16 protein-coding genes are annotated in these 18,314 nt (G+C 60.4%); 8 read left to right on the plus strand and 8 right to left on the minus strand.

The window, feature by feature from the left end:
- Positions 1 to 147 precede the first annotated feature (147 nt).
- From ACJ8J1_RS23235 to ulaG, 5 genes are all read right to left on the minus strand, one after another.
- Positions 148 to 906, minus strand: a complete 759-nt coding sequence (locus tag ACJ8J1_RS23235; RefSeq protein WP_004930797.1) for a DeoR/GlpR family transcriptional regulator — start codon at positions 904 to 906, stop codon at positions 148 to 150.
- 50 nt (positions 907 to 956) lie between these two features.
- Positions 957 to 1,793: a rhomboid family intramembrane serine protease GlpG gene (gene glpG / locus ACJ8J1_RS23240; RefSeq protein WP_033645306.1), complete on the minus strand. Its 837-nt coding sequence runs from the start codon at positions 1,791 to 1,793 to the stop codon at positions 957 to 959.
- A gap of 171 nt (positions 1,794 to 1,964) precedes the next feature.
- Positions 1,965 to 2,291, minus strand: a complete 327-nt coding sequence (gene glpE / locus ACJ8J1_RS23245; RefSeq protein ID WP_033645305.1) for a thiosulfate sulfurtransferase GlpE — start codon at positions 2,289 to 2,291, stop codon at positions 1,965 to 1,967.
- Positions 2,292 to 2,375: 84 nt separating this feature from the next.
- On the minus strand, positions 2,376 to 3,131 hold the full coding sequence (gene ulaR / locus ACJ8J1_RS23250) for an HTH-type transcriptional regulator UlaR (RefSeq protein ID WP_033645304.1): 756 nt from the start codon (positions 3,129 to 3,131) through the stop codon (positions 2,376 to 2,378).
- 111 nt (positions 3,132 to 3,242) lie between these two features.
- Positions 3,243 to 4,307 carry an L-ascorbate 6-phosphate lactonase gene (gene ulaG, locus ACJ8J1_RS23255; RefSeq protein WP_033645303.1) on the minus strand — a complete coding sequence of 355 codons (1,065 nt, stop codon included), beginning with the start codon at positions 4,305 to 4,307 and terminating at the stop codon, positions 3,243 to 3,245.
- 354 nt (positions 4,308 to 4,661) lie between these two features.
- Here ulaG and ulaA point away from each other — a divergent pair, with 354 nt between their 5' ends.
- From ulaA to ACJ8J1_RS23285, 6 genes are read left to right on the plus strand one after another with little or no spacing between them, the layout of a single operon-like run.
- Positions 4,662 to 6,059, plus strand: a complete 1,398-nt coding sequence (ulaA, locus tag ACJ8J1_RS23260) for a PTS ascorbate transporter subunit IIC (RefSeq protein WP_033645302.1) — start codon at positions 4,662 to 4,664, stop codon at positions 6,057 to 6,059.
- 14 nt (positions 6,060 to 6,073) lie between these two features.
- Positions 6,074 to 6,382, plus strand: a complete 309-nt coding sequence (gene ulaB / locus ACJ8J1_RS23265; RefSeq protein WP_033645301.1) for a PTS ascorbate transporter subunit IIB — start codon at positions 6,074 to 6,076, stop codon at positions 6,380 to 6,382.
- A 10-nt stretch (positions 6,383 to 6,392) separates the two neighbouring features.
- The gene (ulaC, locus tag ACJ8J1_RS23270; RefSeq protein ID WP_033645300.1) at positions 6,393 to 6,863 is read left to right on the plus strand and encodes a PTS ascorbate transporter subunit IIA; all 471 of its coding nucleotides are present in this window, start codon (positions 6,393 to 6,395) and stop codon (positions 6,861 to 6,863) included.
- A 12-nt stretch (positions 6,864 to 6,875) separates the two neighbouring features.
- Positions 6,876 to 7,532, plus strand: coding sequence for a 3-keto-L-gulonate-6-phosphate decarboxylase UlaD (locus ACJ8J1_RS23275; protein ID WP_033645299.1), 657 nt, complete (start codon positions 6,876 to 6,878; stop codon positions 7,530 to 7,532).
- A gap of 9 nt (positions 7,533 to 7,541) precedes the next feature.
- Positions 7,542 to 8,396 carry an L-ribulose-5-phosphate 3-epimerase gene (locus tag ACJ8J1_RS23280; protein WP_033645298.1) on the plus strand — a complete coding sequence of 285 codons (855 nt, stop codon included), beginning with the start codon at positions 7,542 to 7,544 and terminating at the stop codon, positions 8,394 to 8,396.
- Between the two features lie 4 nt (positions 8,397 to 8,400).
- Positions 8,401 to 9,087 (plus strand): L-ribulose-5-phosphate 4-epimerase, encoded by a 687-nt coding sequence (locus tag ACJ8J1_RS23285; protein WP_033645388.1) that lies wholly within the window; start codon positions 8,401 to 8,403, stop codon positions 9,085 to 9,087.
- 3 nt (positions 9,088 to 9,090) lie between these two features.
- Here the strand turns inward: ACJ8J1_RS23285 and malT are convergent, their stop codons facing one another.
- Positions 9,091 to 11,805, minus strand: a complete 2,715-nt coding sequence (gene malT, locus ACJ8J1_RS23290) for an HTH-type transcriptional regulator MalT (RefSeq protein ID WP_033645297.1) — start codon at positions 11,803 to 11,805, stop codon at positions 9,091 to 9,093.
- Between the two features lie 460 nt (positions 11,806 to 12,265).
- Here malT and malP point away from each other — a divergent pair, with 460 nt between their 5' ends.
- The gene (gene malP, locus ACJ8J1_RS23295; RefSeq protein WP_033645296.1) at positions 12,266 to 14,671 is read left to right on the plus strand and encodes a maltodextrin phosphorylase; all 2,406 of its coding nucleotides are present in this window, start codon (positions 12,266 to 12,268) and stop codon (positions 14,669 to 14,671) included.
- A 9-nt stretch (positions 14,672 to 14,680) separates the two neighbouring features.
- Positions 14,681 to 16,774, plus strand: coding sequence for a 4-alpha-glucanotransferase (malQ, locus tag ACJ8J1_RS23300; RefSeq protein WP_033645295.1), 2,094 nt, complete (start codon positions 14,681 to 14,683; stop codon positions 16,772 to 16,774).
- A gap of 184 nt (positions 16,775 to 16,958) precedes the next feature.
- On the opposite strand, the gene nfuA is transcribed toward malQ, so the two are convergent.
- On the minus strand, positions 16,959 to 17,534 hold the full coding sequence (gene nfuA / locus ACJ8J1_RS23305) for a Fe-S biogenesis protein NfuA (protein WP_004930777.1): 576 nt from the start codon (positions 17,532 to 17,534) through the stop codon (positions 16,959 to 16,961).
- Between the two features lie 58 nt (positions 17,535 to 17,592).
- Positions 17,593 to 18,276, minus strand: a complete 684-nt coding sequence (gene gntX / locus ACJ8J1_RS23310) for a DNA utilization protein GntX (RefSeq protein ID WP_033645294.1) — start codon at positions 18,274 to 18,276, stop codon at positions 17,593 to 17,595.
- Between the last annotated feature and the right edge of the window lie 38 nt (positions 18,277 to 18,314).

An 18,314-nucleotide genomic window follows, 5' to 3' on the forward strand; every position in this document is an offset into this window, starting at 1 on the left:
AAAACATTTAGGCGTGATAGAGGTAACAGTTTGGTGATGATAGTCACACAAGTAGCATGGATATGGCGCGGGCGCGCAAACGGCTGTCGGTGAGGGGGTTAAAGGGATGAAACGGGGCGGCGGCGCGCCCCGCAGGTTAAGGCCGAATCAGCACAGCTCCAGCTGCACGTCGTACTGTTCGATGATTTTCATCACGCTCGGCGGCGGCAGCTGGTCGGTAAACAGGTAGTCGATCAGGTTCATGTTGCCCAGGTTGACCATGGCGTTGCGGCCGAATTTGGAGTGGTCGGTCACCAGCATCACGCAGCGGGAATTTTCGATAATCGCGCGTTTGGTGCGCACTTCGTGATAGTCGAATTCGAGCAGTGAGCCGTCCATATCGATGCCGCTGATGCCGAGAATGCCGTAATCGAGACGGAATTGGGAGATGAAGTCCAGGGTGGCTTCGCCCATGATGCCGCCGTCGCGGGTGCGCACTTCGCCGCCGGCCAGGATCAGGCGGAAGTCTTCCTTGGCGGTCAGCAGGGTGGCGACGTTAAGGTTGTTGGTGACCACGCGCAGGTTCTTGTGGTTCATCAGCGCATGGGCCACCGCCTCCGGCGTGGTGCCGATATCGATGAACAGCGTGGCGCCGTCCGGGATCTGGCTGGCGACGCGCTGGGCGATGCGGGCTTTCTCTTCCGACCACATCACCTTGCGATCGTTATAGGCAGCGTTGACCGAGCTGGAAGGCAGCGCCGCGCCGCCGTGGTGACGCTGGATCTTGTTCTGGTCGGCCAGGTCATTCAAATCGCGGCGAATCGTTTGCGGGCTGACGTCAAAATGCTCGACCAGCTCTTCCGTGCTGACGTAACCCTGCAGGCGCACCAGCTCGATAATTGCGTCATGACGCTGTGTTTGCTTCACGATAATCCCCTAAAACGCCCGCTATGCCCGCTGGGCATAGCTCCCGGCTGTTATTGTTCGTTGTGTGCGCGATGACGCGTATCCCAAAATGCCATCAATAACCCTAACACTAAACCGGCTACGTGTGCCGCGTTGGCGATCGACATTCCTAAAATATCGAAATATCCGGCCACCAGCCACAGCACCGAGAACACCATCAGGCCGCGCGGCAGCATCAGGCCGCGCTCCGGCGCCCGTTCGCCCGACAGCCAGACATAGCCCATCAGCGCATAGACCACGCCTGACAGCCCGCCGAACAGCGCGCCGCTGAACAGCGATTGCGCCCAGCCGCTGAAGAACGCCGACACCACCGCCAGCACGAACAGCTTGCCGGCGCCGAGGCGTTTTTCCATCTGGCCGCCGAGATACCACCACCACATCAGGTTAAACAGGATATGCAGCAGAGAGAAATGCAGGAACGCATGGCTGATCCAGCGCCACAGCTGCGTGTATTGGCTGCTGTCCTGCGGCCAGGAGAGCCAGTACATCACGGTATCGTCGCCCAGCGCCTGCATCAGAATATAGACCGCGATGCACAGCACCATCACGCCGAGCGTCAGCGGCCCGGCCTTGCTGCGCAGGGTGTGCAGGTAGGATTCGCTCTGATAGTGCAGGCCGGCGTCGGTATGGCCGGTCTGCCAGCTGGCGGCCTGATAACGGCGGTTGAGCGGATCGACCAGAAACTGCTGCAGCTCGTGTTGCACCTGCTCGAGGTGGCCGTCGTCGGCCAGCCAGATTTCCGCCGCTTCGCCGCTGTTGCGCAGCTCAAGCCGGATGCCCTGGGTCGCCATATAGTCGACAAAGGCCAGCGCCAGGCGCGGGTTGGATACGGCGATTACTCTAACCATTGCTCTTCCGTCGTAAGTGAATGATTTTGGCCGCGGCTTGCTCGCCGGCGACCCTGACGGCCGATTATAACGTCGAAATCCTGAGCGCTGGCAAACGGATCTGCGAAAAACCCGCGAAAACGCGCATAAAATCGAAGGGAAAGCCCGCCGATGCGCGACGGGCGGCGGGGATCAGGCTGAGGTTTCCACGTCTTGCGGATACTGACGGGCCCAGGCCTCGAAACCGCCGTCGATGCTGTAGACCGCGTCGAACCCCTGGTGCAGCAGGTATTGCGCCGCGCTGCGGCTGCTGTTGCCGTGGTAGCACATCACCATCACCGGCCGCTCGAAGTCGTTTTGTTGCATAAAGGCCGACAGGGTGGCGTTGGTGAGGTGAAAGGCGCCCGGCGTATGCCCGGCTTCAAAACTTTGCGGATCGCGGATGTCGACCAGGGCGGCGCTGCCCTCTTTCCAGAGGCTGTAAGCCTGTTCAACGTTGATCGCTTCGAACTGTTCCATACTGCTGACTGCCTCATTATTGGGGGACGCCGCTATTGTAACCAACTCTGCGGCGTTTAAGACCAGAGCAAGCTTGTGGTTTTCTCACACCAGCAGCACTTCTACCCCTTGTTGACGCAGTTGCTCAACGATCACCGAATCGGCGGCGCGGCCGGTGATCACCATGGCGATTTGCTCGGTACGGCTGAACAGCATGCCGGCGCGTTGGCCGACTTTGCTGCTGTCAACCAGCACCACCAGTTTACCGACGTAGTTGAGCATCTTCTGTTCCGCCATCGCGGTCAGCATATCGGTTTTATACAGGCCGTCAGCGGTGAGGCCGATACCGCTGGTGAACATCCAGTGCCCGGCGTACAGGGTGGCGTCGCCGTCCTGGGGCGCCAGAGTAATCGACTGGGTTTTGTTGTACTGGCCTCCCATGATCACCACGCTGTCATGTTCCTGCTCAATCAGGTAATTGGCCAGCGGCAGATAATTGGTGATCACCTGAACCGGCTTGCCGCAAATTTCACGGCCCAACAGAAATGCGGTGGAGCCGCAATTGATCACCACGCTTTCACCCGGCTGACAGAGCTGTGCCGCGGCCGCCGCAATACGCATTTTTTCGTCCAGGTGCTGGGTTTGGTGGATATTGAGTGGCGTCCAGGCCGGGCGCGGAGTTTGTGTGGCTTCGGCGCCGTTGCGCACTTTGCGCAATTTGCCGATTTCATTCAGTTTGTTGATGTCCCGGCGCGCGGTAGCCGGAGAGATGTCAAACGCCGCGATGACGTCCGCCACGGAGATTTGCCCCTTGCGCTGCAAGAGATCGAGAATGGCGTTGTGGCGTTGGGACTCTGTCATGCGGGCTCCGTCGGAGAGAGAAAACGTCGTTGCCTATGATTATATGCGCGCCGTTTGACGATTTGAATCATTCCCGTTCAAAAGCGCGCATCCGTATGCAACACCGGTTGATTACAAGAAAGACTTGAAGGGCAGATCGGGTTCGAGGGTGAAGCAATCATCGAAACCGCGCGGGTAGTGGTACTCCAGATTGTCTTTATCCTGCGGCCAGATGAACTTGCCGCCAACCTGCCAGATAAACGGTTTAAAACCGTATTTGAGCCGGTCTTTCTTCATTTCCCACAGCACGCGAATTTCCTGCGGATCCGCCTGGAAATTCGACCATATGTCATGGTGGAAGGGGATCACGACCTTGGCGTTCAGCGATTCCGCCATGCGCAAGATGTCGGCGCTGGTCATCTTGTCGGTAATGCCGCGCGGGTTCTCGCCGTAGGAACCGAGGGCGACATCGATCTGATGATCGTTGCCGTGCTTGGCGTAATAGTTGGAGTAGTGGGAATCGCCGCTGTGATAAAGGTTGCCGCCCGGCGTTTTGAACAGGTAGTTGACCGCCCGCAGGTCCATGCCGTCCGGCAGAACGCCCGCCGCTTTTTGTTCCACCGGCAGTGTGATGAGCGCCGTGCGATCGAAGGCGTCCAGCGCATGAATTTCAATGTCTTTGATTTTTATCACGTCGCCAGGTTTGACGGTGATGCAGCGCTCAGGCGGCACACCCCAGCCAATCCAGATATCCACGCAGCTTTGCGGCCCGATAAACGGAACGGTGGCGGCGCAATTTTGCAACACCGCCGCGGCGACGTTCACATCGATGTGATCGTTGTGGTCGTGCGTGGCCAAGACGGCGTCGAGCTGGGTAATCGCGAAGGGATCCAGTACGAATGGGGTAGTGCGCAGGTTAGGCTGTAGCTTGCGCACCCCCGCCATTCGCTGCATTTGGTGGCCGGTTTTCATCAGTGGGTTGCCGTGGCTTTGCTTGCCGGTACCGCACCAAAAGTCGACGCACAGATTGGCGCTTTCTTCGGATTTGAGCCAGATACCGGTACAGCCCAGCCACCACATGGCGAAGGTGCCGGGCGCAACTTTCTCCTGCTCTATCTCTTCGTTCAGCCAGGTGCCCCATTCGGGAAAGGTGTTCAATATCCAGGATTCGCGGGTGATGTCGTTGACTTTACTCATGGGTCGTTCCTCGTTGGCGGTGATAATGCAATCACAAATAATCATTTAAAGATTTTATGTGATTTGTTTTGATCGAATTTAGCACCGTTTTTTTCAACTGACAACGATCGAAATACACGATAACACCGCCGGATTTACGTGGTGCGCCGTCCTTTTATCTCCTTTTTGTTTGATTAACTGCTATTAAATTCAATGGGTAATAAAATGTAAGCCGTCTAATTCATTGAATGTTAGTGGAATTGATTTTTAACTTGCGAGGTTGTTCACAAATAATCATTTATGATCTTTTTGTGATTTCTTGTGATTGGTATGGTGAAGGCGTTACCTGCATGCCAACCTTTTCGGGAGAGCCGTATGGAAACTCTTTACACCATCTTCACCGTCTTTTTTAACCAGGTGATGACCAATGCGCCGCTGCTGTTGGGGCTGGTTACGCTGCTGGGTTACACGTTGCTGCGCAAAAGCGCGGCGGTCATTATCAAAGGCACGATCAAAACCATTATCGGTTTCATGTTGCTGCAAGCCGGTTCCGGCATCCTGACCGGCACGTTCAAACCGGTGGTGGCGAAGCTGTCCGAGGTGTACGGCATCAACGGGGCGATTTCAGATACCTATGCCTCGATGATGGCCACCATCGATCGGATGGGGGAGGCCTATAGCTGGGTCGGCTACGCGGTCTTGCTGGCGCTGGCGCTGAACATACTCTACGTGCTGTTGAGGCGCATTACCGGCATCCGCACCATCATGCTTACCGGTCATATCATGTTTCAGCAGGTGGGGTTGATCGCGGTATTTTTCTACATTCTGGGCTACGGCATGTGGACAACGGTATTGTGCAGCGCGCTGTTGGCTTCACTGTATTGGGGCATCACGTCCAACATGATGTTCAAACCGACGCAGGCGGTGACGGAAAACAGCGGTTTCTCCATTGGGCACCAACAGCAGTTCGCTTCGTGGCTGGCGTATAAGGCAGCGCCGTATCTCGGTAAAAAAGAGGACAGCGTGGAAGATCTGAAGCTGCCTGGGTGGCTGAATATTTTCCATGACAACATCGTTTCCACCGCCATCGTGATGACGCTGTTCTTCGGCATCATTCTTTGCTCGTTCGGCTTGGATACCCTGCAGGCGATGGCCGGTAAAACCCACTGGAGCATCTATATCCTGCAAACCGGGCTGATGTTCGCGGTGGCGATTTTCATCATCGTGCAGGGCGTGCGCATGTTCGTCGCCGAATTGACCGAGGCCTTCAATGGGATTTCCCAACGCCTGATCCCCGGTGCGGTACTGGCCATCGACTGCGCCGCCATCTATAGCTTCGCGCCCAACGCCGTGGTGTGGGGCTTTATGTGGGGCACCATCGGCCAATTGATCGCCGTCGGCATCCTCCTGGCGTGCGGCGCTTCCATCATGATCATCCCCGGTTTCATTCCCATGTTCTTCTCTAACGCCACCATCGGCGTGTTCGCTAACCACTTTGGCGGCTGGCGCGCGGCGATGAAGATCTGCCTGGTGATGGGGATGATAGAGATCTTGGGCTGCGTGTGGGCCATCAAGCTGACCGGGCTGAGCGCCTGGATGGGAATGGCGGACTGGTCGATTCTGGCGCCGCCGCTGATGCAAGGGCTGAGCTTCGGCCTGTGGTTTATGGGCGTGGTGATCGCCATCGCGCTGCTGTACATGTTCTTCGCCGGGCGCACCCTGCGCGCGGAGGAAGATGCTGAAAAACAATCGGTTGAACCAGCGTCACGTTAATAGGAGTGCAGATTATGACGGTACGAATCCTGGCGGTGTGCGGTTGCGGACAAGGCAGTTCCATGATCATGAAAATGAAAGTCGACCAATTTTTAACGCAGCAAGGCGTGGATCATTCGGTCAACAGCTGTGCGGTGGGGGAATACAAATCCGAGTTGAGCGGGGCTGACATCATCATCGCTTCCACCCATGTCGCGGATGAGATCGTCGTCAGCGGCAACAAATACGTAGTTGGGGTGCGCAATATGCTCTCGGCTGCCGACTTCGGTCCGAAGCTGATGGAAGTCATCGGCGCGCATTTTCCGCAAGATTTGAAGCAGTGAGGAGCGAGTCATGAAGCTGAGCGATTCGTTGGCGCAGAACAACGCTATTCACCTGCAGGCGGAGGCTGCCGACTGGCGTCAGGCGGTGCGGCTGGGGGTCGATCTGCTGGTGGCCGCCGGCGTGGTGGAGCCTCGCTATTTCGACGCCATTCTGGCCGGCGTCGAACGGCACGGCCCTTACTTCGTGTTGGCGCCCGGCCTGGCGATGCCGCATGGTCGGCCGGAGGAAGGGGTGCTGAAAACCGGCTTCGCCTTGGTCACCTTGAAAACGCCGGTGTGCTTCGGCGATGAGGACAACGATCCGATAGATATCTTGATCACCATGGCGGCGGTGGACGCCAAAACGCATCAGGAGGTGGGCATCATGCAAGTGGTTAACCTGTTCGAAGATGAGGCGAACTTCGATCGCTTGCGGGCCTGTCGCCGGGCGAGCGAGGTACTGGCGTTAATCGACAAAACGTCCGCGGCGGCGGCGAATTGAAGGAGACATGCAATGAAAACGCATTTACCGATGCTGCAAGTGGCGCTGGATAACCTGTCCATGGCCGCGGCTTACAATACGACGCGCCTGATCGCGGCCGAAGTCGACATCATTGAGGTCGGCACTATTTTGTGCGTGGCGGAAGGCGTACGGGCCGTGCGCGATCTGAAAGCGCTGTATCCGGATCGCATCGTGTTGGCGGACGCGAAAATCGCCGATGCGGGGCAAATTTTGGCGCGGATGTGCTTCGAGGCGCACGCCGACTGGATCACGGTGATCTGCTGCGCTGACATCAATACGGCCAAGGGCGCGCTGCAGGTGGCGCATGAGTTCGGTGGCGACGTGCAGATCGAACTGACGGGATTTTGGACCTGGGAACAGGCGCAGGCGTGGCGTGAGGCGGGTATTGGTCAGGTGGTGTATCACCGCAGCCGTGACGCGCAGGCGGCGGGCGTCGCCTGGAGCGATGACGATATCCGCGCGGTTCATCGCCTGAGCGAGATGGGTTTCAAGGTGACGGTTACCGGCGGATTGTCATTGGCGGATTTGCCTCTGTTCCGGGGCATTCCCATCCATGTTTTTATCGCCGGGCGCAGCATTCGCGATGCCGCCGATCCGGTCGCGGCGGCGCGGGAATTTAAACGCGTCATCGCCCAACTGTGGGGCTGAGGAGCGGTTATGTTGCAAAAATCCGTACCGTTGGGCATCTACGAGAAGGCGTTGCCGCCGGGCGAGGACTGGCTGACGCGCTTGCAACTGGCGGGGGAGTTGGGATTCGATTTCGTTGAAATGTCGATCGATGAAAGCGACGGCCGTCTGGCGCGGCTGGATTGGAACAGCGAGCAGCGACTGGCGCTGATCGGCGCCGTTGCGGCCAGCGGTGTGCGCGTCCCTTCTTTGTGCCTTAGCGCCCATCGGCGTTTTCCGTTGGGCAGTGAAGACGACAGGACGCGCGAGCGGGGGCTGGAGATCATGCGCAAGGCCATCCGGCTGGCGCAGGATACCGGCATACGGGTGATCCAACTGGCCGGATATGACGTTTATTACCAACAGGCTACTGCGCAGACCCGCGCCCGGTTCCGCGCCGGCTTGGCGCAGGCGGTGGAGATGGCCAGCCGCGCGCAGGTCATGCTGGCGATGGAAATCATGGATTATGCGCTGATGAATTCGATCAGCAAGGCGCTGGGTTATGTCCACTACCTGAATAACCCATGGTTTCAGCTGTACCCGGACATCGGCAATTTGTCTGCCTGGGACAACGATGTGCAGATGGAGCTCGTAGCCGGACGCGGGCATATCGTAGCGGTGCACGTTAAGGATACGCGGCCGGGAGAGTTTAAGAACGTGCCGTTCGGCGAGGGCGTGGTCGATTTCACTCGCTGCTTCGAAACGCTGCTTGCGAGCGGCTATCGCGGCCCCTATCTGCTCGAAATGTGGAGCGAGAAGGCGCCCGACCCGCTGCAGGCGGTGCGGGAGGCGCGTGCCTGGGTGGTTGAACGCATGGCAGAGGCCGGGTTGGAAATAGGGAGCTAACATGCTGGAACAACTGAAATGGCAGGTCTACAAAGCCAATATGGCGCTGCCTGAGCACGGGCTGGTGACCTATACCTGGGGCAATGTCAGCGGCATCGATCGGGCCAGCGATCTGATGGTGATAAAACCCAGCGGCGTGCCTTATGAAACGATGCGGGCGGAAGATATGGTGGTGGTGAATGCGCGAGGGGAGGTTGTTGAGGGGCAACTGCGGCCTTCATCCGATACGCCGACGCATCTGGCGCTGTACCGGGCATTCCCACAACTCGGCGGCGTCGTGCATACGCACTCCACTCACGCCACCGCCTGGGCCCAGGCGGGTGAGGCGATACCGGCGTTTGGCACCACCCATGCCGACTATTTTTCCGGCGACATTCCTTGCACCCGCGCGCTGACGGCGGAAGAGGTGGCGCGGGAATATGAATTGAACACCGGCCGGGTGATTATCGAAACCCTGTGCGGGCGCGAGCCGTTGCACATTCCCGGCATTCTGGCGTATCAGCATGGTCCGTTTAGTTGGGGCTGCTCGCCGGATGATGCGGTGCATAACGCGGTGGTGCTCGAGGAGGTGGCTAAGATGGCGTGGATCAGCCGGGGCATTAACCCCGGCCTGCGCCGGATCGATGAACACCTGTCGGCGAAACATTTCAGCCGCAAACATGGCGCCGGCGCTTATTACGGCCAGCGCTGACTATCAGGCGCCGTACCCCATCATCTTCAGCAGCTGCTGCGCTTGCTGCACCGCTTCCTGGCGATGGGCCACGCCCAGCTTCTGGTATAGATTGCGGATATGGGTCTTGATGGTGGTGGCCGCTACATCCAACTCACCGGCGATCTGGTCGTTGCTGTAACCGGAATAGATCAACCCCAGCACCTGCCATTCGCGTTGGGTCAACGGACTGGTGCGGATCAGTTCCGGCACCTGCGGATGGGTCAGCAGCTTATCGACGAAGTTCTCGTCGAAATGCGCGAATTTGTGCCGATGATGCTGGTTGATGTCGCGCAGGATGCGCTGGGCGCGATGCTGTTCCAGCTCCGGCAGCGTGTTGAGCTGGATCAGCTGGCGCAGCTGCTGCGCCATCGCTTCGCCTTCGATGACGAAGTGGCTGATAAAGCCGGTGCGGTTGGCCAGCGACAGCGCTTCGATCAGCGCCTGCTGCGCTTCGCCCTTGCGCTCTTGCAGCCAGTAGAGCTGGTTGCTGAGCAGCAGATTGCGGTTGAGATCGCTCACCAGCCGCAGGCGACGGGCGTTTTCGTTCAGTTCATCCAGCACCACGCCGGCCTCTTCATACTGGCCGAGCAGGATCTGCACTCGCGCGATGTTGCGCCATTGGCCCTGCGTGAAGTGGTTGTCCGCCATGCCGGGCTTTTCGGTGTGGCGCAGCCACTGGGCGGCGGCGGCGGTGTCGCCGGTCATTTGCCAGTGGATCACCCGCGACTTGTCGGTGTTGGTCAACCAGTCGCGATGATAGTGGGCGCCGTGCAGCAGGGTTTCGCAGCGCTGCAGATGGGTATTGGCGTTGTCCAGATCGCCGCGCGCCAGCGAGCATTTGGCCAACATGGCGATGCACTGCAGCTGCTGTTGCGGTTGGTAGTTCGCCAGGATTTTCAGCCCGGTGCGCGCCGCGTCTTCCGCTTCGTCCAGACGCGACCACGACCACAGGATCTGCGCGCGAATGCGCAGCAGGAATTCGTGCATCGGCAGCTGTTCCAGGTGCTGCTCGCGGATCAGTTCGAACGCCTTATCCTGGGTTTCGTAAGCGGCCTGCAGGAAGCCCTGGGCGATGAGGATTTCGCTCTGCTGCAGCAGCGCCCAGAGCGCGTAATGGTTGGCCTGATGACGACGCGCCATCTGTTCGGTTTGCTGCATCATCGGCAGCGCGCGCGCCAGCTCGCCCTTGCAGTGGTGGACTTCGCCGGTCACCGAGGTGGCGACGATGCGGCTGTAATAGCTGGACAGCGGCAGGAATTTCAACGCTTCGGTCGCCAGCCGCTCGGCTTCTTCCGGTTTGCCGGCGTTGATCGCCACCTGGGCGCGCAGGGCGTCGAACTCGGCGTGCAGCGTTTGGTCTATCTCGATTTTCTGTTCGCGCATGGTGCGCTCGGCGCGCTCCAGCAGGGTGTTGACCTCGCTGTAGCGGTGCTGGCTCTGCGCCAGCCAGGCCTGCAGCAGCGCCAGTTTGGGGTTCTGAATCAGGCGCTCATACGGCAGCGCGTTGAGGCACTCCTCCAGCAGGGCCAGTTCGCTGTGGTGGAACAGTGACCAGGCGTGTTGCAGCAGGATATCGCGCAGCATGCTGACGTCGCTGGCCGCCAGCGCATGGTGAATAGCCTCCGCCGGATACCCCAGCGCCAGCCAGCCCTCGGCGGCGGCGCGGTGCAACCCCGGCAGCTCCAGCGCCAGTTCCCACTGGCAACGCTGGCGCAGGAAAGAGGCGAACAGCGGGTGGAAGTTGAACCATTCGCCGGTGTCGTCCATGCGGTGGATAAACAGCCCCTGGCGTTCCAGCTCCTCCAGCCGCTGCTGGCCGTTGTCTTCGCCGGTCAGCCGCACGATCAGCGCATCGTTCATTGAGCGCAGCACCGAACAGCGCAGCAGGAAGGCGCGCGCATCGGCATCGACGTGATCCAGCACTTCGTCCACCAGATAGTCGGACAGGTGACTGGCGTTCAGCCCCGCCAGCCGCTTGGCCGACAGTTGGGCCGAGGAGGTGGATTGGCGGGCCGACAGCGCGATCAGCTGCAGCGCGGTGGCCCAGCCTTCGACTTCGTCGCACAGGCGGCTGCTGTCCTGCTGTTCCATCGGCGCCGCCAGGCGGCAATCGAAGAACTGTTTGGCTTCCTGATGGGTGAACGCCAGCTGCTGCGTGCCCATTTCCAGCAGCTGATCGCGCACCCGCAGGTTGGCGATGCCGAGCGGCGGCAGGGTGCGCGAGAGCAGGATCAGCGTCAGGTTTTCCGGCTGATGGCGCAGGAAAAAGCGCATGGCTTCGTGAATGGCGTCGTTGGTGATCAGGTGATAGTCGTCGATCACCAGGTACAGCGGCTGATGCCAGTCGGCCAGCTCGATAAACAGCTGGGCGAACAGCGCCGACAGGCTGGCGTACTGGTGCTTCTGGCTCAGCGCTTCGCTCTTGACGCAGCGGCCGCCGCTGGCCTGCTGCAGCGCCGCGATCAGGTAGCTGGCGAAACGCTCCGGCTGGTTGTCGCTCTCATCCAGGGAATACCAGCCCAGATCGGCCTTGCCGGCCGCCCATTGGGCGATCAGCGTGGTTTTCCCGTATCCCGCCGGGCAATTGACCAGTGTCAGACGATAGTTGCCCGCGCTGGCCAGTTTGGCCAGCAGGCGATCGCGGATCACGGTATTTTGCAGCCGTACCGGGCGGCTCAGTTTTGATGGGATCAGCATAGTATTCCAGGATATAAATCGCGGTTCCCGCCGGGATTGGAGTGGCGCTAATTATTTTATGGTTCGTAATTAATAGCTCCCCCTAACTTCTGCCAACCCTAAACGTATTGCAACAAGCTTCCGCATCGGCTTGGAGTTAAGTTGCTATCGATCACACTTTTTTACGTTTGGTGTCGGAGTACGGCGATGCGGTTGCGGATCGCATTTCCGGCCATGGACAAAACTTCAGCAGCGCGAATACTTGTGCTAACGTCATGGTTAACGTTCTCAGTGCTCGCCGCACGCGTTGGCGGGCTTTTTTGCATCGTTGCAAGGGAGTCAAAAAGTGCCTGAGATCACAATTCCAGCTACGCCCCAATCCTCCTCCCCAGCTAATCCCCAGGCGGGATGATGCCGTCAGGCTTTCTCACCGGCACGATAGCGGCAATTTGACCCACTTACTGGATAGAGAGTTTTCCTTATGTCACAGCCTACGCTCAAGAAGGATGCTTTTCTGGCGGCGCTCGCCCGTCAGTGGCAACGGTTCGGCCTCAGTTCCGCGCAGCAAATGACGCAACATCAATGGTGGGAAGCCGTCAGTGCGGCGCTGGCCGAGCAACTGGCCGCACAGCCGGCGCCGCGCAAAAGCGCCAAACCGCTGCGTCACGTGAACTACATCTCGATGGAGTTTTTGATTGGCCGGTTGACGGCGAACAACCTGATCAACCTGGGCTGGTACGACACCGTCGAGCAGGCGCTGGCCGAGCAGAACGTCAAGCTGGCGGATCTGCTCGAGCAGGAAACCGATCCGGCGTTGGGCAACGGCGGGCTGGGGCGTTTGGCGGCCTGTTTCCTCGACTCGATGGCGACGGTGGAACAACCGGCCACCGGCTATGGGCTGAACTACCAGTACGGGCTGTTCCGCCAGTCGTTCCAGGGTGGGCAACAGCAAGAGGCGCCGGATAACTGGCAACGCGAGAGCTATCCGTGGTTCCGCCACAACGCCGCGCTGGCGGTGGACGTGGGCATCGGCGGCAAGCTGGAAAAGCAGGCCGACGGCCGCGAACTGTGGCGCCCGGCCTTCACCCTGCGCGGCGAAGCCTGGGATCTGCCGGTGCTGGGCTATCGCAACGGCGTGGCGCAGCCGCTGCGCCTGTGGCAGGCGACCCATCAGCATCCGTTCAACCTGAGCGATTTCAACGACGGCAAATTTCTGCAGGCGGAGAAGCAGGGTGTAGAAGCCGACAAGCTGACCAAGGTGCTGTACCCGAACGACAACCATCAGGCCGGCAAGCGCCTGCGCCTGATGCAGCAGTATTTCCAGTGCGCCTGCTCGGTGGCGGATATTTTGCGCAAGCACCATCAGGCCGGCCGCAAGATTGAAGAGCTGCCGAAGTACGAAGTGATCCAGCTGAACGACACCCACCCGACCATCGCCATTCCGGAAATGCTGCGCATTCTGCTGGACGAGCACCAGCTGGAGTGGGAGGCGGCCTGGGCGATCACCAGCAATACCTTCGCCTATACCAACCACACCCTGATGCCGGAAGCGCTGGAGTGCTGGGATGAAAAACTGGTGCGCAGCCTGCTGCCGCGCCATTTCTCCATCATCAAACAGATCAACGCCAGGTTCAAAAAGCTGGTGGATAAGCACTGGCCGGGCGACGAGGCAGTGTGGGCCAAACTGGCGGTGCACCACAACAAGCAGGTGCGCATGGCCAACCTGTGCGTGGTCAGCGGCTTTGCGGTTAACGGCGTGGCGCAGCTGCATTCGGATCTGGTGGTGAAGGATCTGTTCCCGGAATATCACCAGCTGTGGCCGAACAAATTCCATAACGTCACCAACGGCATCACGCCGCGCCGCTGGCTGAAACAGTGCAACCCGGCGCTGTCGGGCCTGATCGACGAGACGCTGAAGGTGGAGTGGGCGAGCGATCTCGACGCGCTGCGCGGGCTGGAGAAATTCGCCGACGACGCGGCGTTCCGCCAGCGTTATCAGCAGATCAAACGCGACAACAAGGTGGCGCTGGCTCATTACGTGCACGGCGTGATGGGGCTGACGCTCGATCCGGACGCGATCTTCGACGTGCAGATCAAACGCCTGCACGAGTACAAACGCCAGCACCTGAATCTGCTGCACATCCTGTCGCTGTATCGCCAGCTGCGCGACAACCCGAACCTGGACATCGTGCCGCGCGTGTTCCTGTTCGGCGCCAAGGCGGCGCCGGGCTACTACCTGGCGAAGAACATCATCTACGCCATCAATCAGGCGGCCGAGAAGATCAATCACGATCCGCTGGTGAAAGATCGCCTGAAAGTGGCGTTTATTCCGGACTACCGCGTCTCGGTGGCCGAACTGATGATCCCGGCGGCGGATATCTCCGAGCAGATCTCCACCGCCGGTAAAGAGGCCTCCGGCACCGGCAACATGAAACTGGCGCTGAACGGCGCGCTGACGGTCGGCACGCTGGACGGCGCCAACGTCGAAATCGCCGAGCAGGTGGGCGAAGACAATATCTTTATCTTCGGCAATACCGTGGAGCAGGTGAAGGCGATAGTGGCGAAGGGCTACGATCCGCTCAGCTACCGCAAGAAGGACAAGCACCTGAAGGCGATTTTGGATGAACTGGCGAGCGGCGCGTTCAGCCATGGCGACAAGCACGCGTTCGACATGATGCTGCACAGCCTGCTGGAAGGCGGCGATCCCTATCTGGTGCTGGCGGACTTTGCCTCGTACTGCCAGGCGCAGCGCCGGGTCGATGAGCTGTATCGCGATCGGGATGAGTGGACGCGGCGGACTATCCTTAACACCGCGCGCGTCGGCATGTTCAGCTCGGATCGCTCGATCCGCGATTACCAGCAGCGCATCTGGCAAGCCAAACGTTAAGGAGAGCGAATGGATCGCAAGCGTATCGATCAGGCGGCAGCGCAGGCGGGGATCGCTGCCGATTTCATCAATGCTCACGGCAAACGGCAGGCGATTGAGCCGCAGACCAAGCGCAAGCTGCTGGCGGCCATGAAGTGGGCCGATGATGCGGTGCAGGATACCGCGCCGCCGCCGTTACCGGCGGTCAAGGTGTTCTATCAGGGCGCGCCGTTGGCGCTGACGCCGACGGGCGAAGGCGAATACCTGTGGGCGCTGCAGCGTGAAGACGGCGAATGCCTGCAGGGGCGCGTCGGGGCGCGCAAGACCCTGACGCTGCCCGGCGATCTGCCGGCGGGTTACCACCAATTGACGCTGAGCCAGGGCGCACGGCAGTGGTCATGCCGCGTGATCGTCGCGCCGAGGCGCTGCTTCGAGCCGGACGCCTTGTTGACCGGCAAAAAGCTGTGGGGCGCCTGCGTTCAGCTGTACACGCTGCGCTCCGATCGCAACTGGGGCATCGGCGATTTCGGCGATCTGCGCCTGATGGTGGAAGAGGTGGGGGAACGCGGCGGCGCTTTCGTCGGCCTCAACCCGATCCATGCGCTGTACCCCGCCAACCCGGAGAGCGCCAGCCCATACAGCCCCTCGTCGCGCCGCTGGCTGAACCTGGCGTATATCGACGTCAACGCGGTGGAGGATTTCCAGCGCAGCGACGCGGCGCAGCGCTGGTGGCAGAAGCCGGCGACGCAGAAACAGCTCGCCAAAGCGCGCGCTGCGGAGTGGGTGGATTACACCGCCGTGATGCAGTTGAAACTGGCGGCGCTGAAGCTGGCGTTTCCGGTATTTCAGGCGCGCAAGCCAAACGACGCGCAGCGTCAGGCGTTCGAGCAATTCGTGACGGGCGGCGGCGACAGCCTGTACCGGCAGGCGGCCTTCGACGCGCTGCATGCCCATTTGGCGGCGGATGACATCAGCCAGTGGGGCTGGCCGGCCTGGCCCGAACGTTATCGGCAGGGGGATAGCGAAGCGGTGCGGCAGTTCTGCACTGAACACCAGGAAACGGTTCGTTTTTACCTGTGGCTGCAGTGGCTGGCGGCCACCCAGTTCGCGCAGTGTTTTGACCAGAGCAGGCAGCAGCAGATGCCGATCGGCCTGTATCGCGATCTGGCGGTCGGGGTGGCGGAAGGCGGGGCGGAAACCTGGTGTGACCGCGAGCTGTACTGCCTGAAAGCGTCGGTCGGGGCGCCGCCGGATATTCTGGGCCCGCTGGGGCAAAACTGGGGCCTGCCGCCGATGGATCCGCATGTGATGGCGGCGCGCGGGTATCAGCCGTTCATCGATCTTTTGCGCGCCAACATGACCAGCTGCGGCGCGCTGCGTATCGATCACGTCATGGCGCTGCTGCGGCTGTGGTGGATCCCGTATGGCGAAACCGCCGATCGCGGCGCCTACGTCAAATATCCGGTGGACGATCTGCTGGCGGTGCTGGCGCTGGAAAGCCAGCGCCATCGCTGCATGGTGATCGGCGAGGATCTCGGTACGGTGCCGGTGGAAATCGTCGGCAAGCTGCGCGACAGCGGCGTCTATTCCTACAAAGTGCTCTATTTCGAAAGCGACGGCGAACACCATTTCCGCGCGCCGCAGGCCTATCCGGTACAGGCGATGGCGACCATCACCACCCACGATCTGCCGACGCTGCGCGGCTACTGGCAAAGCGACGATCTGACGCTCGGCAACCGGCTGGGTCTCTACCCGGACGCGGAAATCCTGCGGGCGCTGTTCGCCGATCGAGAACGCGCCAAGCAGGGGCTGCTGGATGGATTGCATCGTTATGGCTGCGTGCCGCAGAAGGTGGGCAAGAAGGCGGCGCTGCTCGGCATGAGCCCGCTGCTCAACCGCGGCCTGCAGCGTTATGTCGCCGACAGCGCCAGCGCCTTGCTTGGCCTGCAGCCGGAAGACTGGCTGGACATGGCCGAGCCGGTCAACATCCCCGGCACCAGCGATCAGTACCCTAACTGGCGGCGCAAGCTGACCCGGACGTTGGAGGAGATGTTCGCCGACCCGCGGATAAACCGGCTGCTGAAGGATTTGGACAAGCGCCGACGCAAGGTGTCGGTGGGGTGACGATGAGGTGTCGTTGTATTAGGTCAAAGGACGAGAACTTTAGTCCCATCCAAATGACGGATACCCGAATTAATTGGCGTTGCAGCTAGGCGGCAAGTGCGTAAAACCCCAGGAGCTTACTTAAGTAAGTGACTGGGGTGCGCGCATGCGGCCAACAACGCTGCAACTTCAAGTAAGAAGGGTATCAGTAGTAGGAGTGCTCGCCGCGCTGGTGCTCGGTCAAATCACGCACGCCCTTCAGCTCCGGGAACTTCTGCAGCAGCTCTTTCTCGATGCCTTCTTTCAGCGTGACGTCGACCATCGAACAGCCGTTGCAACCGCCGCCGAACTGCAGAATAGCCATGTTGTCGTCGGTGATCTCCATCAGCGTTACGCGGCCGCCGTGGCCCGCCAGCTGTGGGTTGATCTGCGACTGCAGCACGTATTCCACGCGTTCCATCAGCGGCGCGTCGTCATCGACCTTGCGCATCTTGGCGTTCGGCGCCTTCAGCGTCAGCTGAGAACCCAGCTGGTCGGTCACGAAGTCGATTTCGGCGTCTTCCAGATACGGCGCGCTCAGTTCATCGACATAGGCGGACAGTTTGTCGAACTTCAGTTCGGTATCCGTCGCTTCTACCGCGTCCGGCGGGCAATAAGAGACACCGCATTCGGCCGTCGGCGTGCCCGGGTTGATCACGAATACGCGGATTTGGGTGCCTTCTTCTTGATTTGCCAGCAGTTTGGCAAAGTGTTCCTGTGCAGCATCTGTTATACGGATCATAGCATTAGCTCAATAGTTGACTTCTATAGTCGGTTATAATACGCCCATTGCCGTGGCACTACAACGTGCGGCAAACGCACCATATCTGCACCGAGGCGGCGCCTTGCCGCCGCAGCAGCGCCGCGATCTCCGAGACGGTGCTGCCGGTGGTCACCACGTCATCCACCAGGGCGATATGCCGGCCGGCGACCGGCACGGTACAGGCGAACGCGCGCTGCAGATTGCGTCTGCGGGCAGAGGCGCTCAGCCGCTGTTGCAGGGCGGTTTTGCGCACCCGGCGCAAGGCGGCGGGCCGGTAGGCGCAACCCAACCAGCGCGCCAGTGGCCGGGCCAGCAGATCGCTCTGGTTATAGCCACGGCGCCAGCAGCGTGTTGCATGCAAGGGTACCGCCAAAATCAGGTCGGGTCTGTTCAGATACTGCTCTCTGCGCGCCTGCTGCCAGCGCAACAGCATCAGGCGCGCCAGCGCCGGCGCCAGCTCGGGCGAGCGGTGGAACTTGAACCTTTTGACCAAGCCGCTGAGCGGCGTCACGTAGTCGCCGACGAACACCAGCCGTTGCCAGGGCGGTGGCCGTTGCAGGCAGCGGCCGCAGGGCGTGCGCGTCTCCCCGGCGGGCAGCCCGCAGCGCGGGCAACACGGCGGTCTGGCCGGCAGGTGACGCAGGCAGCAGCTGCAGAGGCCATGACGCATCAGGCTCAATGGCTGTCGGCATAGCCAACAGCGGCTGCGGATTGATAGCATAGTGTCTCCGAGACGGGTAAGCATGAAAGGACAATAAC

The organism is Serratia sp. CY37869 (genome assembly GCF_052168895.1).
GTDB classification, from domain to species: Bacteria; Pseudomonadota; Gammaproteobacteria; order Enterobacterales; family Enterobacteriaceae; genus Serratia; species Serratia ureilytica.